General features: G+C 62.6%; 13 protein-coding genes and 1 pseudogene. 8 read left to right on the plus strand and 6 right to left on the minus strand.

The window, feature by feature from the left end; all coding sequences use genetic code 11:
* Positions 1 to 151 precede the first annotated feature (151 nt).
* The 3 genes from XI02_RS27825 to XI02_RS27835 are packed head-to-tail and all read right to left on the minus strand — an operon-like array spanning position 152 to position 3,754.
* Complete coding sequence (locus XI02_RS27825; protein WP_018272304.1) at positions 152 to 2,410, minus strand: xanthine dehydrogenase family protein molybdopterin-binding subunit; 2,259 nt, start codon at positions 2,408 to 2,410, stop codon at positions 152 to 154.
* Positions 2,407 to 2,889, minus strand: a complete 483-nt coding sequence (locus tag XI02_RS27830; protein ID WP_018272305.1) for a (2Fe-2S)-binding protein — start codon at positions 2,887 to 2,889, stop codon at positions 2,407 to 2,409. The genes XI02_RS27825 and XI02_RS27830 overlap by 4 nt, the downstream gene beginning before the upstream one ends.
* 4 nt (positions 2,890 to 2,893) lie before the next feature.
* Positions 2,894 to 3,754 (minus strand): xanthine dehydrogenase family protein subunit M, encoded by an 861-nt coding sequence (locus XI02_RS27835; protein ID WP_026192949.1) that lies wholly within the window; start codon positions 3,752 to 3,754, stop codon positions 2,894 to 2,896.
* Between the two features lie 353 nt (positions 3,755 to 4,107).
* On the opposite strand from XI02_RS27835, the gene XI02_RS27840 reads away from it, so the two are divergent.
* The 5 genes from XI02_RS27840 (at position 4,108) to XI02_RS27860 (ending at position 9,494) form a co-directional block, all read left to right on the plus strand.
* Complete coding sequence (locus XI02_RS27840; protein ID WP_018272307.1) at positions 4,108 to 5,718, plus strand: ABC transporter substrate-binding protein; 1,611 nt, start codon at positions 4,108 to 4,110, stop codon at positions 5,716 to 5,718.
* A gap of 314 nt (positions 5,719 to 6,032) precedes the next feature.
* Positions 6,033 to 6,326, plus strand: coding sequence for a hypothetical protein (locus tag XI02_RS27845; RefSeq protein WP_370143214.1), 294 nt, complete (start codon positions 6,033 to 6,035; stop codon positions 6,324 to 6,326).
* 72 nt (positions 6,327 to 6,398) lie between these two features.
* Positions 6,399 to 7,052: a BON domain-containing protein gene (locus XI02_RS27850; protein WP_026192950.1), complete on the plus strand. Its 654-nt coding sequence runs from the start codon at positions 6,399 to 6,401 to the stop codon at positions 7,050 to 7,052.
* Between the two features lie 643 nt (positions 7,053 to 7,695).
* Positions 7,696 to 7,965 carry a hypothetical protein gene (locus XI02_RS44895; protein ID WP_210339747.1) on the plus strand — a complete coding sequence of 90 codons (270 nt, stop codon included), beginning with the start codon at positions 7,696 to 7,698 and terminating at the stop codon, positions 7,963 to 7,965.
* A gap of 92 nt (positions 7,966 to 8,057) precedes the next feature.
* A complete protein-coding gene (locus XI02_RS27860; RefSeq protein ID WP_018271438.1) occupies positions 8,058 to 9,494 on the plus strand; it encodes an IS1182 family transposase in 1,437 nt (478 codons plus the stop codon).
* 190 nt (positions 9,495 to 9,684) lie between these two features.
* On the opposite strand, the gene XI02_RS27865 is transcribed toward XI02_RS27860, so the two are convergent.
* Positions 9,685 to 9,936, minus strand: a complete 252-nt coding sequence (locus XI02_RS27865; RefSeq protein WP_018272311.1) for a hypothetical protein — start codon at positions 9,934 to 9,936, stop codon at positions 9,685 to 9,687.
* Positions 9,937 to 9,953: 17 nt separating this feature from the next.
* Between XI02_RS27865 and XI02_RS45500 the strand changes: the two genes are divergently transcribed.
* The 3 genes and pseudogenes from XI02_RS45500 to XI02_RS27880 all read left to right on the plus strand — a co-directional run.
* Entirely contained in the window at positions 9,954 to 11,558 is a 1,605-nt protein-coding gene (locus XI02_RS45500) for a peptidase M15 (protein ID WP_244620815.1), read from the plus strand.
* 39 nt (positions 11,559 to 11,597) lie between these two features.
* On the plus strand, positions 11,598 to 12,791 hold the full coding sequence (locus tag XI02_RS27875; protein ID WP_026192952.1) for an aspartate kinase: 1,194 nt from the start codon (positions 11,598 to 11,600) through the stop codon (positions 12,789 to 12,791).
* 32 nt (positions 12,792 to 12,823) lie between these two features.
* Positions 12,824 to 12,955 (plus strand): annotated as a pseudogene (locus XI02_RS27880) (ABC transporter substrate-binding protein); the annotation flags it as partial.
* Positions 12,956 to 12,985: 30 nt separating this feature from the next.
* On the opposite strand, the gene plsY reads toward XI02_RS27880, so the two are convergent.
* Entirely contained in the window at positions 12,986 to 13,639 is a 654-nt protein-coding gene (plsY, locus tag XI02_RS27885) for a glycerol-3-phosphate 1-O-acyltransferase PlsY (protein WP_018272315.1), read from the minus strand.
* A gap of 40 nt (positions 13,640 to 13,679) precedes the next feature.
* On the minus strand, positions 13,680 to 14,819 hold the full coding sequence (locus XI02_RS27890) for an amidohydrolase/deacetylase family metallohydrolase (protein ID WP_026192953.1): 1,140 nt from the start codon (positions 14,817 to 14,819) through the stop codon (positions 13,680 to 13,682).
* Between the last annotated feature and the right edge of the window lie 31 nt (positions 14,820 to 14,850).

Below are 14,850 nucleotides of genomic sequence, written 5' to 3' on the forward strand. Positions count from 1 at the left end.
ATGAGCCAACGGGTCGCACGAACGTGCGCCCGATGACGGGCCGCGACATACGGGAACACCCTCCCCGGATATCGCTTCGCTCATCCGGGCTACGCGGCAACCGCTGTAGAACCGCAGGGCGGCTTGCGAACCGCAACCCGCCCACCACTCCCTACTCCGCGGCCTGCTGCGTCGGTGCGTCCAGCACCTCCGACACTTTCGGCGGCGACATCGGCAGGCTGTAGAAGCGTTTGCCGAGCGCGTTGTGGACGGCGTTGGCGACGGCGGCCATGACCGGCACCAGCGGCACTTCGCCGACGCCCTTGACGCCCTGCGGATGCTTCGGGTTCGGCACCTCGACCAGCGCGCAGTCGAGCATCGGCAGGTCGGAACAGACCGGCATCCGATAATCGAGGAAGCCCGGATTATCGACCTTGCCGTCCTTGTTGTAGATGTACTCCTCGTTCAGCGCCCAGCCGATGCCCTGTGCGACGCCGCCTTGCAGCTGGCCCTCGACATAGCTCGGATGGATGGCGCGGCCGACATCCTGCACCGCGGTGTAGCGGATCACCCTGACGATGCCGAGATCGACATCGACCTCGACGTCGCAGATATGGGTGCCGAAGCCGCCCTCCGCTCCTTGCGTGTTGAGCTGCACGCTGGCGCCGATCGGGCCGCCCTGCGACGGCGCCTTCTCGGCGAGGTCGGCGAGCGTCAACGGCTCGAACTGGCCGGCATTCGGACTGACCGGATGCGCGGCGCCGTTTTCCCACTTCACGGCTTCAGGGTCGATCTCCCAGATCTTCGCCGCGCGCTCGCGCAAGGTCGCGATCACCTTGTCGGCCGCCTGCGTCACCACCATCGAGGAGGCGAACAGCACGCGGCTGCCGCCGGTGAGGTTGGAGAAGCCGACCGTCTGGGTGTCGCCGATGATGACGGAGACGCGCTTGTAGTCGATGCCGAGCAGCTCGGCGCAGATGTTGGCGATGCCGGCGCGCGAACCGCCGATGTCGGGGTGCCCTGTCGTGACGACGACGTTGCCGTCCTCGGTGATGTTGACCTGCGCGGAGGATTCACCGCCGGCGTTGAACCAGAAGCCGGAGGCGACGCCCCTGCCCTGCAGTTTGCCGAGCGGCGCGGCATAGTGTGGATGGTTCTTCGCGGCTTCCAGCGTCTCGATATAGCCGATGCGCGGGAACACCGGGCCGTGGGCGGCCTTGGTGCCTTCCTTCGCCGCGTTCTTCAGCCGCAGCGCCAGCGGATCCATCTTGAGGCTTTCTGCGAGCTCGTCGAGCACGCATTCGACGGCATAGGCGCCGATCGGCGCGCCGGGCGCGCGATAGGCCGCGACCTTGGAGCGATTGGAGCAGACGTCGAAGCCTTCCGACAGCACGTGCGGAATGTCGTAGGGCGCGAAGCTGCACCCGACCGCACCGCGGATCGGCGAACCCGGGAAGGCGCCGGCCTGCAGATAGAAGCTGCCGTGGGCGGCGACGATGGTGCCGTCCTTCTTGGCGCCGATCTTCACCGTGCTCTTCGAGCCCGAGGTCGGTCCCGTGGCGCGCATCACCTCCTCGCGGGTCATCACCATCTTGACCGGGCGGCCGGATTTTTTGGCGAGCAGGGTTGCGAGCGGCTCGAGATAGACGATGGTCTTGCCGCCAAAACCGCCGCCGATCTCGGCGGGGATGGCGCGGATGTCGCTCTGCGGGATGCCTGTGAGCATCGAGGTCATCGCGCGCACCATGAACTGGCCCTGGCTCGACGACCAGATCGTGGTCTTGCCGTCGGCGGCGACCGAGATCAGGCAGGCATGCGGCTCGATATAGCCCTGGTGCACCGGGCGCGTGGTGAAGGAACGCTCGATGACGACTTCGGCGTCCTTGAAGCCCTGCGCGATGTCGCCCTTCCTGGATTCGAGCCGGCCCATGATGTTCGAGGGCTTGCCGTCGAATTTGTTGAACTCGTGCAGGATCGGCGCATCAGGCATTAGCGCGTCATCGATCTCGATCGCCCACGGCAGCACCTCGTAGTCGACCTCGATCAGCTTGCAGGCTTCCGCCGCGATCGCCTCCGTGGTCGCGGCCACGGCGGCGACGGGATGGCCGGGGAACAGCGCCTTGTCGCGCGCCATCACGTTGCGGCACATCCAGCGCATGTCCTGGATGCCGAGCATGACGGCACCCTTCTCGATCGTGAAATCGACGATGTCGCGCGCGGTGACCACCGCCTTGACGCCGGGCAACGCCTCGGCCTTGGCGGTGTTGATCGACTTGATGCGGGCGTGCGGATGCGGGCTGCGCAGCACCTTGCCCCAGATCATGCCGGGCATGGTGGTGTCGGCGGCAAACGCCGCGCGGCCCGTCACCTTGTCGACGCCATCCGGCCGGATGGTGCGTTGGCCGATCCATTTGTTGTTGACGACGTTCATGGGCGCATCTCCCGCATTTCGGCAGCGGTCTCCATCACCGCGCGGACGATCTTGTCGTAACCGGTGCACCGGCAGAGATTGCCGGCCAGCCAGAAGCGGACTTCCTCTTCGGTCGGATTGGAATTTTTGGCGAGCAGCGCCTCGGAGGCGACCAGCATGCCCGAGGTGCAGATGCCGCACTGAAGCGCGGCATGCTCGAGGAACTTCTGCTGCAGCGGATGCAGCTTCTCGCCCCTGGCCATGCCCTCGATGGTCCTGATCTCGTGGCCCTCGGCTTCGGCCGCGAGCATCAGGCAGGAGCAGACCAGGCGGCCGTCGAGCGTGATCGAGCAGGCGCCGCAATCGCCCGACGCGCAGCCCTCCTTGGAGCCGGTGAGCCCCAATTGCCCGCGCAGCGCGTCGAGCATGGTCTCGTACGGCTCGCACAGGAATTCGACCGGCTCGCCATTGACTGAGGTGGTGACGTGCAGTTTCGCCATGGTGCTAGTGTCCTCCGGCGCGCTGGGCGGCGATCGCGGCGGTGCGCTTGAGCAGCACGCCGGCGGTTTTGGTCCGGTAAGCGATGGTGCCGCGCTTGTCGTCGATCGGACGACAGGCGGCGCGGCACGCGGCGGCCGCGGCTTCGAGCGCGGCATCGTCGAGCTTCGAGCCGATCAGCGCCTTCGCCGCCGGCGCAACCAGCAGCGCGGTCGGCGCCACCGCGCCGAGGCCGACGCGGGCCGCGGTACAGACACCATCCTTCAGGGTCAGGCTGACGCCGATGCCGACCACCGCAATGTCCATCTCGGTGCGCGGGATCATCCGCAGGTAAGCGTCACCCGAGCCTTTCGGCCGCGGCGGTAAGGTGAAGCTGACCAGGATCTCGCCCGGCTTGAGGTTGGTGCGGCCAGGTCCGGCCGGCACATCCTCAACCTTCATGTCCCGCCGGCCGTTCGGACCCTGCACGGTGACGACGGCGCCCGCCGCAATCATCGCCGGCACGCTGTCGCCGGCCGGTGAGCCGTTGCAGAGATTGCCGCCGGCGGAGGCGCGGCCCTGCACCTGCTTTGAGCCGATCAGGTTCACGGCCTCGAGCACGCCGGGCCACACCTTGCCGAAGCGCGCGTGCTCGGCGAGCTCCATGCCGGAGACGGCGGCGCCCACGCGGAAACCGCCATCGGCGGTTTCGCTGATTTCGGTCATCTCGCCGATTTTCTTGATGTCGACGATCAGTCCCGGCCGCACCAGGCCGGAGCGCATTTGCACCAATAAGTCGGTGCCCCCTGCCATAATGCGGGCGGCACTCCCGGCGGCAGCAAATGCGCCAATCGCTTCGTCAAGCGTGCGCGGTGCTACGTATCGGATATCGGTCATGACGGTTCTTTCGGTCTCCCTCGACTGCTTGTTCCCTTAAGATTTGCGGGATGTAGCCTTATTGCTGGCCGGCAGAGCGCGAGCCTACACGGCGGATCGGGGTCCGAACAGCCTGCGAGGTGCGGCAGGAAACGCAGGCTCCTATGCAGGATGCGGACTTGTGCGGTGCCGGCGGCGGCGCCGCCGAAGGTCATCGGACGTTCCACGTCACCTGTCCGCGCGAACCTGCGCCGAGATTCAGAGATCAGCGGCATGGCCCTTGCTTGCTTTGCGTCACGGATTGGTGAAGCATGCGGCTCGCTGCGGCATGCATGCCGGCGCAACGACAAATCGGGGGACGGCGAATGGTCGATGTTTCGCGCAGAACGCTCCTCAAGCTTGCGGCCGGCGTGCCGCCGGCGATCGCGGCGCCGGCCATCCTGTCATCGCGCGCCCTTGCCGCCGGCAAGGGCAAGACCATCACCGCAGTGATGCATTCGGACCTGCGCATCATCGATCCCGGTTTCACCACCGCCTACATCACCCGCGACCATGGCTACATGGTCTACGACACGCTGCTCGGCATCGATTCAAGCTTCAAGGTCCGCCCGCAAATGGCGGACTGGGCGATCTCCGACGACAGGCTCACCTACACCTTCACGCTGCGCGACGGCTTGAAATGGCACGACGGCGCGCCCGTCACCGCGGAGGACTGCATCGCCTCGCTGAAGCGCTGGACCGCCGTCGACGGCATGGCGCAGAAGCTGGCCGAATTCACCGCTTCCCTCGAGGCGAGCGGGCCGAAGACGATCATGCTCAAGCTCAGGGAGCCGTACGGCCTCGTGCTGGAGTCGCTGGCAAAGCCCTCCTCCTACGTTGCCTTCATGATGCCGAAGCGGCTCGCGGAGACGCCGCCGGGCAAGCAGATCGCCGAGCAGATCGGTTGCGGGCCGTTCAAATTCGTCAGCGCGGAATTCCAGCCGGGCGTCAAAGCCGTCTATGAGCGCAACGCCGACTACGTGCCGCGCAAGGACAAGCCGGATTGGCTGTCGGGCGGCAAGGTCGCGAAGGTCGATCGCGTCGAATGGGTCACGATGCCCGACGCGCAGACCGCGATCAACGCGCTGCAATCCGGCGAGATCGACTTCCTGGAGCAGCCGTCGGTCGACCTGCTGCCGGTGCTCGAGGCCAACTCCGATCTCACCGTGGCCGTGCTGAACAGGTTCGGCTTCCAGATCGAGGGCCGGATGAATTTCCTGCACCCGCCGTTCGACAACCCCAAAATCCGCCGCGCGGCCTTCCTGGCGATGAACCAGAAGGACGTGCTCGACGCCACCGTCGGCAACGCCAAATACTACGAGATCTGCGGCTCCTATTTCGCCTGTGACACGCCGCTCGCCAGCGACGCCGGCGCGGAGACGCTGATCAAGGGCAACGGCATGGCCGAGGCGAAGAAGGCGCTCGCCGCCTCGGGCTATGACGGCACGCCCGTCGTGATCATGATCCCCGGCGACGTGCAGACGCTGAAGGGGCCGCCGACCGTCGCGGCGCAGCTGTTGCGCGCGGCCGGCTTCAACGTCGACGCGCAGGTGACGGACTGGCAGACCGTGGTGAGCCGCCGCGCCAGCCAGAAGCCGCCCAAGGAAGGCGGCTGGAACCTGTTCTTCACCTTCACCGGCGCGACCGAGGTGATGAACCCGATCGTCAACAACCAGATCGCCGCCAACGGCAAGCGAGCCTGGTTCGGCTGGCCCGAAGACGCCAAGCTCGAGCAGATGCGCGACACCTATGCGCGCGCCACCTCGCCCGAGGAGCAGAAGAAGGTCGCGGTCGAGATTCAAAAGCAAGCCTACGAGCAGGTGATCTATATCCCGCTCGGCCAGTTCCGCTTGCCGAGCGCCTGGCGCAAATCGCTCACCGGCGTGCTGGAAGGCCCGGCGCCGCCTGTGTTCTGGAACGTCGACAAGACCGAATAGCTGCAGCTGCGCGCGGCCAAAATATCGAAAACAACCCCATGCAAAGGAGCTGGCGGCGGCCGGCGTTCGACAAAGCAGCTTGACACGTCGGGCAACTCAGTGACATATTTCCAATATTCCGAAATCGTGTTAACGGCCGGTGGGGCCGCGAGCGTTGAAGGAATGACCGCCCCCCTGAGAAAAAGGGAGGCCGCCAGCAAGGCGACCTCCCGGATCTGCTTAGTATGAAGCGATCCTCGTTGCGGTCGGTGGACAAATAGGCTGGCCAGCTCGGCAACGTAGACTAAGCATAGCTCACTTGCTGTCAGATCTCGTTGATCGACGTCAAAGCCTTGCCGGTTCACCCGTCGCATGATGAGCACAGGGCGACTTGGCTTTTCGGCGGAGTGATGAAAATGCCTCGATATATCGTGCGCTTTATGAAAACGGTTTCGGGTGACAATGGACGGGAAGCCGAGATTTGCCAACGTTTTATTGAAGTAGACGCACCAAACCAATGCAGCGCAGCCGAACTGGCGAAGACAAAGTTCTGCGAAGCGGAGCGCCTGAAAGATTGGTCGATCCACGCAGATCGGTTCTGCGTTTTGGATGCAGAGTTTCCCTCCTAGATATTGACGCATGTCAACGTCGTGTTGGGATGCCTCATCCATACTTTAAATTATGCATATGGAGACTTGATCATGGACAATCGCCAATTGCAGCAGATGGTTCTCGATGAACTCGATTTCGAGCCCAGCATCGATTCAGCGAACATTGGTGTTGTAGCGGACGATGGTGTTGTGACCTTGACGGGCCATGTTCCGAGCTATGCGCAGAAGGTTGCGGCCGAGCAGGCAGCGCGCCGCGTTAAGGGCGTCCACGGCGTCGCGCAGGAAATTGAAGTGCGCTACGCGAGCGACAAAAGGACCTCCGACGACGAAATCGCGAAACGGGCGTTGAGTATCATTCGTTGGGACACGACCATCCCGGACGATGCGGTTCAGGTCACTGTCCAAAAAGGGCTGGTGACTCTTACAGGAAAGGTCGCCTGGCAATTCCAGAAGAATGCTGCCGAGAAGGCGGTCCGGAGATTGTCCGGCGTCGTGGGCGTGCTCAACGATATCGAGCTCATTCCCCGGCCGATTGCTTCGGATATTAAAAAGAAAATCGAGCAAGCACTGACTCGCCGCGCTCACATTGAAGCGGACGCTATTCGTGCGAACGTGACGGATGGGAACAACGTCAAGCTCGAAGGCAAGGTGGACTGCTGGGATGAAAGACAGGCGGTCGAGCGAGCGGCCTGGTCGGTGGATGGCGTTCAATTCGTTCAAGACCGGCTGACAATCGGCCGATGATGTAGCGTGCATGAGGCGGCGCGGTCGTGTCGAGCCGCCTCATGAGCCGCCTTCCATCGATCTGCTGGAGGTTGATTCCGTGCGACGAGGCTTCACCCTTCCCGATCTGGAGCAAAAACTCGCCTCGCTTTCAGAGGGCTCGTTGCTCCAGATTGCACATCGCGATTACGAACGATTGTTCGGCACAAACGACGCAGCTCTAACTCGTGTTCGGAATTTCGCGCGAAGTCATCTGTGCGTCGCAGTTTTCGCGGACCACGCCGTCCTGTTTCGAAAAGGCTTCGAAGCGTCAGTCAACCAAATGAAATCTGGCTCGCAAACCTAGGTCTGTTCACTTCCCAGGGGCAGCGCTTTGCATTGAAGATGCCGGCACATTTTGCATGTTCCGTCCGATTAGCTTATTGGCCCAATCGGCGGAGCGGCGCCGTGGACCACATGGACCAGTTTGTAGCGCGTGCCAACATTGAGCACTATCTCGAGGTTTGACGCGATCAAAGCCGGCCGCAAGGCGATGGTTCGGTCATTCTGCTTGGCCATATTGGCAGATGAGCATCTGCTCGAGGCTGTGCAGCAGCGCCTTGATGCAAACCCACAAGCTATTCGCCCTTAACGATTGGTCGAACCGGACATCTCGGAAATCAACATGAAATCCCTCGAATTGAAATTCCGTATACGCGACAGGGCTGCTGATCGAGCCTTAGACATTCACAAAATTAGAAATTTCGCTGAAGACCTCAGCCTGCATTTGAAGGACCTTGGCAGACTGCCGATGGATGAGGCTGATCGGGCCACCGATACGGTCGTAGTGCATGACGTTCACTCCCGACAACTCCGTCGCTGCCGAGTTCACGTAGATAGATTTCTGGAAAAACACTTCCTCTCGGACGATTGTGACATCATTGAGCATCATTGAACCGGCGGTCTGCTTTTCCGGTACTGGCCCAGGCCGTGTGAAAACTCCGCCTCTGCTATTAGTATTCTCCGATGAATCGGCGGGGACGAGCGATGGCGGGATTCGTGGAAGGGGTTGATCGCGCACAGAGCACGTTGTTCCCTGCACTGCTCGACGACTACGTGTCCGAGGACAATCCGGTGCGTGCGGTTGATGTGTTCGTCGACGGGCTCGATCTGGATAAGCTCGGCTTCGTTGGCGTCCAGTCACTCGACACGGGGCGACCCGGCTACCATCCCGGCATGATGCTCAAGCTCTACATCTACGGCTACCTCAATCGCGTGCCGTCGAGCCGACGCCTGGAGCGAGAATGCCAGCGCAATATCGAGATGATCTGGCTGACCGGGCAGTTGGCGCCGGACTTCAAGACCATCGCGGATTTCCGCAAGGACAATGGCAAGGCCATTTGTGAGGTCTGCCGCGAGTTTGTCGCGCTGTGCCGCAAGCTTGATCTGCTTGTTGCAGCGAGCGTCGCCATCGATGGATCGAAGTTCAAGGCCGTCAATGCGCGGGACAAGAACTTCACTGAGGCGAAGATGAAGCGGCGCCTTGAGCGGATCGACGAGAGCATCGCCCGCTATCTCTCGCAGCTCGAGACCGCCGATCGGCACGGCGATGCGGTGCCAGAGGCGAAGGTTGAGCGGTTGAAAGGTAAAATCGAGAAGCTCAAAGAGGAGACCGTCCGGCTCAATGCGATCAATGCGGAGATGATGAAGAGCGAGGACAAGCAGATCTCGCTGACCGATCCTGACGCGCGCTCGATGGCGACAAGTGGCAAGGACACCGGGATCGTTGGCTACAACGTTCAGATTGCAGTTGATACGCAGCATCATCTCATCGTGGCTCACGAGGTGACCAACGTGGGCACCGACCGCCACCAACTCGCCAACATGGCCGGGCGGGCGCGCGACGAGATGGCTGTCGAGACGCTCGAAGCCGTGGCAGACCGCGGCTATTACGATGGAGAGGAGATCAAGGCCTGCGAGGAAGCCGACATCACGGTGACGTTGCCGAAGCCGATGACTTCGGGCGCCAAAGCTGCTGGCCGCTTCGGCAAACAGGACTTCGTCTATGTCGCTGCCGACGATGTCTATCGCTGTCCCGCCGGCGAGCGGCTAACTTATCACTATACGAACATAGAGGACGGAAAGACACTGCGCCGCTATTGGACAAGCGCCTGCAAAACCTGCGCGCTAAAAGCTCAGTGCACGACAGGCCCCGAGCGCCGCATCTCACGCTGGGAGCACGAAGCTGTTCTGGAGAGAGTTCAGAATCGGCTCGACCACAACCCCAATGCAATGGGTGTCCGCCGTCAGACAGCGGAGCATCCGTTCGGCACAATGAAGTGTTGGATGGGAGCAACACACTTTCTCACGAAAAATCTGCCAAAGGTGGCCACCGAGATGGCGCTCAACGTCCTCGCCTACAATATGAAGCGCGTGATGATGATCGTGGGCGTGGGCGGATTGCTGGAGGCGATGCGGGCGTGAGGCCGGCCCTCTGAGCGACCTAATCAGCGCCCCGAGTTGCGCGATTTTCACACGGCCTGGGCCCATAGCTGACGATCTGCATGGACGATCGGGAACGTCCGCTCTTCTCGGTGAAGCGGAAGTCCCCGGCTCGGTCGCTATGGGCGGCTTTTGACCCGTGGCAGACATTCGTCGCCAGCCATCTGCTGCGCTACACGGTCAGCAGCTTTTCCAGAAACGCCAGCGCGGAGTGCTTGAGATGGTCGAGGTCATCAAAATCGTAGACTTCGAAGCGCTTATCTAGCGAAGGGCCTAGGACATTTGCCCCGTCCTCATAAATCCAAAGTTCGTAGCGTCCGAACGTAACTCTCACGTCGTTGGAAGGAGTTGTACTTTCCGTCAGTACTCCCTTGCCGTTAAGCAGATGGACCGCTTCCTCGTGAAGTTCGGCCTGAAAGCTCATGCGATGTCTCCCCTGGAATGGGGTTTCTATTGGTGGCCACCCTCGTACCTGGTCAAGCCTACGATGTCTCATATCGGCCCATAACTGACGGTCTGCATGACGATCGCGAACGTCGGCTCTTCGAGGTGAACCGGAAGTCACCCGGCTCGGTCGGCTTTGACCCAAAATGGGAATCAAAGCTCGATCGCTGGCAAAAATCACCGAACACAGCAGCACGCGCCGTACCGGGTTGCTCGCGGCCGTGCGTTGCGGTCGGGCAACACTTTCTGGAAAAGCGTAGCGCCGACGGCTTCCGCCCATTGCGCGTTTCCATTTTGATCCGAATGATCGATGCCGTCGCGTGCTGGGCGGTGCAACAGGGCTCGGATCGAGCCTTTGGAGGCTACGGGGTGATGAACCCGCGGCGAATTGCGACTCCGGAAATGTGCGGGACCGTCGTTCTCGCAGGTTGGCTCGTTGCCTGGCTTGCCGGCTCTGCCGGCATCGGGAACACCGGCGCAGTGTCCATCGAGGACCTCGCACCATCTCTCGCCGCCAACGCCGAACCGGCTGATACGCGACAGGCCATTGCAGTCGACAACGTCACCAAAGTGAATGCTGAAGCAGCGATGGCTGCAGAACCCGTAACGGGGCCGGCGTCCGACAGGATGGCCTCGCCGCAGGCAGCCGTCATGGGTAACGCTGTCGCTAACGCCGATGCGGCGATGGCGGTTGAATCGGTGCCGGCGACGCCCCCTGATGCGACGGCGACCTCGAGCGAGCCGAAGTCAATCGTCGTGGCTGCGTTGCCGGATTCATCGCAGACGCTGCCGGCCGAAACATCGCCGGTGCAGGCGGCGACGGCGAGCCTGCCTCCAGTGTCTGGTGACACCGAGGAGGTCGCGAGACCCCTGGATATTTTCGAGGAGTGCCTCGTCGTCGATGTCTGCATCGACCGATACCTGTGGGCGCTCTACGAACGGACGCCGAAGCAAGACACGATCAGCGTACAAGAGCAGCGGAAAGTGACCGTCAAGAAGAAGCGCAAGACGGTGACTGTCACCAGGACGTTCACCAGGCGCGTCGACAACGATTTCACGTGGAAGGATCCGAAGGCGGCGGAGCGAATGGGCATGCCGATGATCGACTACGTGATTGGAGGGGTGGATCGGAGCTTCAAGCTCAAGCTGTTTCACGCGCTTTACGCGGCCGAGCAGGCCGGGTTGGCGCCCGGCATCACCAGCGCGTTCCGTGATGACTACCGTCAATCGATCGCGAGCGGCCTGAAGGCGGCGTCCGACAAGTCATACCATGGAGGGAGCTTCCGTGGCGGCTATGGCCACGGGCTTGCCGTCGATGTCGTGAGCGTCAAAGGCGCGACGCGGGCGGAGCGTTGGGTCACCACCGAGGCCCTTTGGAAATGGATCGACGCGCGTGGACCGGATTTTGGAATCGGGCGACCGTATCTCGATCGAGATCCACCGCATGTCGCGCCGATAGACGGCAAGGAATACGCCGCTCACCGCGGCGGGACGAAAGCTCAGCACGCGGAAGCGGATCGCAAGAAGCGCGACCGGGGCGCTGTACGGGTCGTAGCGAAACGATCAAAGACCGCAAAAGCGTCGAAGGGGAGAACGATCTGATCGGGTTCAGCTGCGCGTTCCAACACGACGCGGGCAATAATGCCTAGCAATCCCATCATCGTGCAAAAATACGGCGGCGTCTGTCTCGAAACACCGGCAAGAATCCGCGCGGCCGCGAGCAGTGTCGCCGATTTGCATGGCCGTGGTCATCGTGTCGTGGCGATCGTTTCAGCGATGGGCAAGACCACCGATGAACTCGTCAGGATGGCCTATCAGGTCAGCCCGCATCCCAATCGCCGCGAACTCGATATGCTATTGACCACCGGCGAGCGCATCAGCATGTCCTTGATGAGCATGGCGCTGTCCGATCTCGGCGTGCCGGCGATCAGCTTTACCGGCAGTCAGGCCGGTGTCATGACCGACGGGTCCCATTCCTCCGCACGCATTCTGGATGTGCGGCCCATTCGCGTGCGCGAAGAGCTCGATCGTGGACGCATCGTGGTTTTGGCGGGCTTTCAGGGCGTGAACCCGCTGACCAAGGAAATCACGACGCTTGGCCGGGGTGGCAGCGATACCACCGCGGTCGCCATGGCTGCTGCGCTCAAGGCGGAGTGCTGCGAGATTATCAAGGAGGTCGACGGAGTTTGCTCGGCTGACCCGCGCATCGTCGCGGACGCAAAACCCTTGCGTCAGCTGGATTTCGCATCCCTGTCCGAAATGTGCTTCTGGGGCGCCAAAGTCCTGCACTTTCGCAGCGTGGAGCTGGCCCACAGCCAAAACGTGCCTTTGGTCCTGAGAAAGTGGGGCGGCGCGCGACACAGCACGCAAGTGATGAAGGAGGTCGCAGACATGGAGAACGGAAAAGTCCTGGCCGTCAACTCGATGGCTCGCATTGAGCATGTGGAGATCGATTCGGCGGACCTCAATCAAGGCTTCGAGAAGTTCGCGCGGCATCTCCAGCAAAATGGCTTGCCTTGGCCGCAACTCCTCGCCTCGGCTTTCACCGCCGAAAAAACCCGCATCATGATGACTTGCGATTCTGAGACACTCGACGCGTTGCTGCGTACACTGGAACGGAGCAAAGACCTGCGCAAACAGCGCGAGACGCTGAGTTCGGTGAGCCTCACTTGCTTCGGCGGCATTTCCTCGGACCTGCCATACAAGGCGGTTCAGATTCTGCAACGTCACGGAATCATCGCCGACAAGTATGTCTTGTCATCGCATTCGGTAAGCTTCTTTGTTCCGGTGGAGAGCCGTGAGGCCGCGGTCATGGCTTTGCATTCGCTGATCTAGTTGAAATTTGGCAAGGGACGACGTCGCCCGTTGGCATCGGCAAGGTGCAGGCCGCCTACTTCCGGATGATCAACGAGCGGGGCGGCATCAACGGCCGCCGGATCAATCTGATCTCCCACGACGATGCCGCGACGCCGGAGAAGACGGTCGAGCAGGTCCGCAAGCCCCTTCCCTGAGGAAATCCGAACCTTTTATCAATGCCCGAGCCGTGCCTCCGTGCCGGCCAGCAACCGCTGAATGTTGGCACGATGGCGCACGATCACGTAGATGCCGCCTGCGATCACCAGCAAGCGATAGGGCAACGGCTGCTCGAGGCTGCAGACGAGGACGATCGCCGTCAATGCCGCCAGCATCGAGCCGAGGGAAACAATCCGAAAGACAGCCACCACAGCGCCAAAGACCGCCGCAGCACCGAGGCCGACCGGCCAGGACATCGCCAGCAACACGCCGAGCCCGGTCGCGGCGGATTTGCCGCCGGTGAAATTCAGCCAGATCGAACGGCCGTGCCCTAGCAACGCGGCAAGTCCGGTCAGGCAAACAGCCCACGACACGCACGTTTGCGGATCAAGCGCTGCCGGCGGCGTGACGGATGGCAAGGTGTACAACCAGGGATAAAACCAGCGGGCGAACAGGATTGCCGCCATGCCTTTCAGCACGTCAACCACGAGCACCGCCAATGCGGGCCACTTCCCGAGGGTTCGCAATACGTTCGTTGCCCCGGTGGATTTGGAGCCATGCTGGCGGATATCGATGCCCCTGAGCAGCTTCCCCGCCAGATACCCCGTCGGCGTCGAACCCAGCAGATAGGCGATCGCCAGTCCAGCCACACCCGCGATCCAGAAGATCATGTCAGTCACCTCGACGCCCTCGGCGGCGCGTCCATCAATCCTAACGCGGATGCCACCAGCGTCCGCCGATCACGACGCCTTCGGATGCGACCTTGCGATCGCCGGTCAGGTGCTCGCCGACCACATCGACATAGTCGAACGTCCCCTGCCGGACCGAGAGCAGCGTGGCGTCGCCGACGCTGCCCGGCTTGAGGCTGCCGAGCTCCGGCCGCCGCAACGCCATCGCGGCATTGACGGTGGACGCCGCGATCACGTCCGGCAGCGGCATCCCCATGCAGAGGAATTTCGACATCGTCGTCACCTGGTCGAAGGCCGGTCCGTCGATGCAGAGCTGATGGATGTCGGAGGAGATGGTGTCGGGATAGAAGCCGTTGGCGAGCATCGCGCGCGCGGTCTTGAAGGCGAACGAGCCCTTGCCGTGGCCGATGTCGAACAGCACGCCGCGCTCGCGCGCCTCCAGCACGACCTTCTTCACCGTGCCCTGCGCGGTCGCGGGCGTGTTGGGGAACGGACGGAACGCATGGGTCAGCACGTCGCCCGGACGCAGGCGCGCGAGCACCTCCTCATAGCTCGGCGGCGGATGGTCGATATGCGCCATCAGGGGCATGCCGACCTGCTCGGCAACCTCGAGCGCGATCTCGAGCGGCACCAGCCCCGAGGTGCCCGAGGCGAACAGGCCGACCCGCACCTTGATGCCGACGATCAGGTCGCGGTTCTCGTCGGCGACCCGCGCCGCGTCGATGGGATTCATCAGCCGCAGCTCCTCGCTCTCGCCGACCATCACGCGATCCGAGAAGCCGAAGATGCCGGCATGCGAGACGTGCAGATAGGCGAGGATGCGGACCTGGCTCGGCTCGATCACATGCTTGCGGAAGCCGGCAAAATTGCCGGGGCCGGCGCTGCCGGTATCGACCGAGGTGGTGACGCCGGAGTTGCGGCAAAACTCCTCCGCATCGATGCCGAGCGAGGTGCCGCCCCAATAGACATGGGTGTGCAGGTCGATGATCCCCGGTGAGACGATCAGCCCCGAGACGTCGCGGACCTCGGTGGCGGGATCGGCTTGCAACTCGCGGCCGAGCGCAGCGACCTTGCCCGCGGCAAAGCCGACATCGGTCACGGCATCGAGTTTTTGCGACGGGTCGACCACCCGTCCGCCGCGCAGGATCAAATCGAAAGGCATCGTGTTCTCCGGATTCGGTCCGGCACGATGG

It is taken from the genome of Bradyrhizobium sp. CCBAU 21365, from assembly GCF_015291305.1.
In the GTDB taxonomy this organism is placed as follows: Bacteria; Pseudomonadota; Alphaproteobacteria; order Rhizobiales; family Xanthobacteraceae; genus Bradyrhizobium; species Bradyrhizobium elkanii.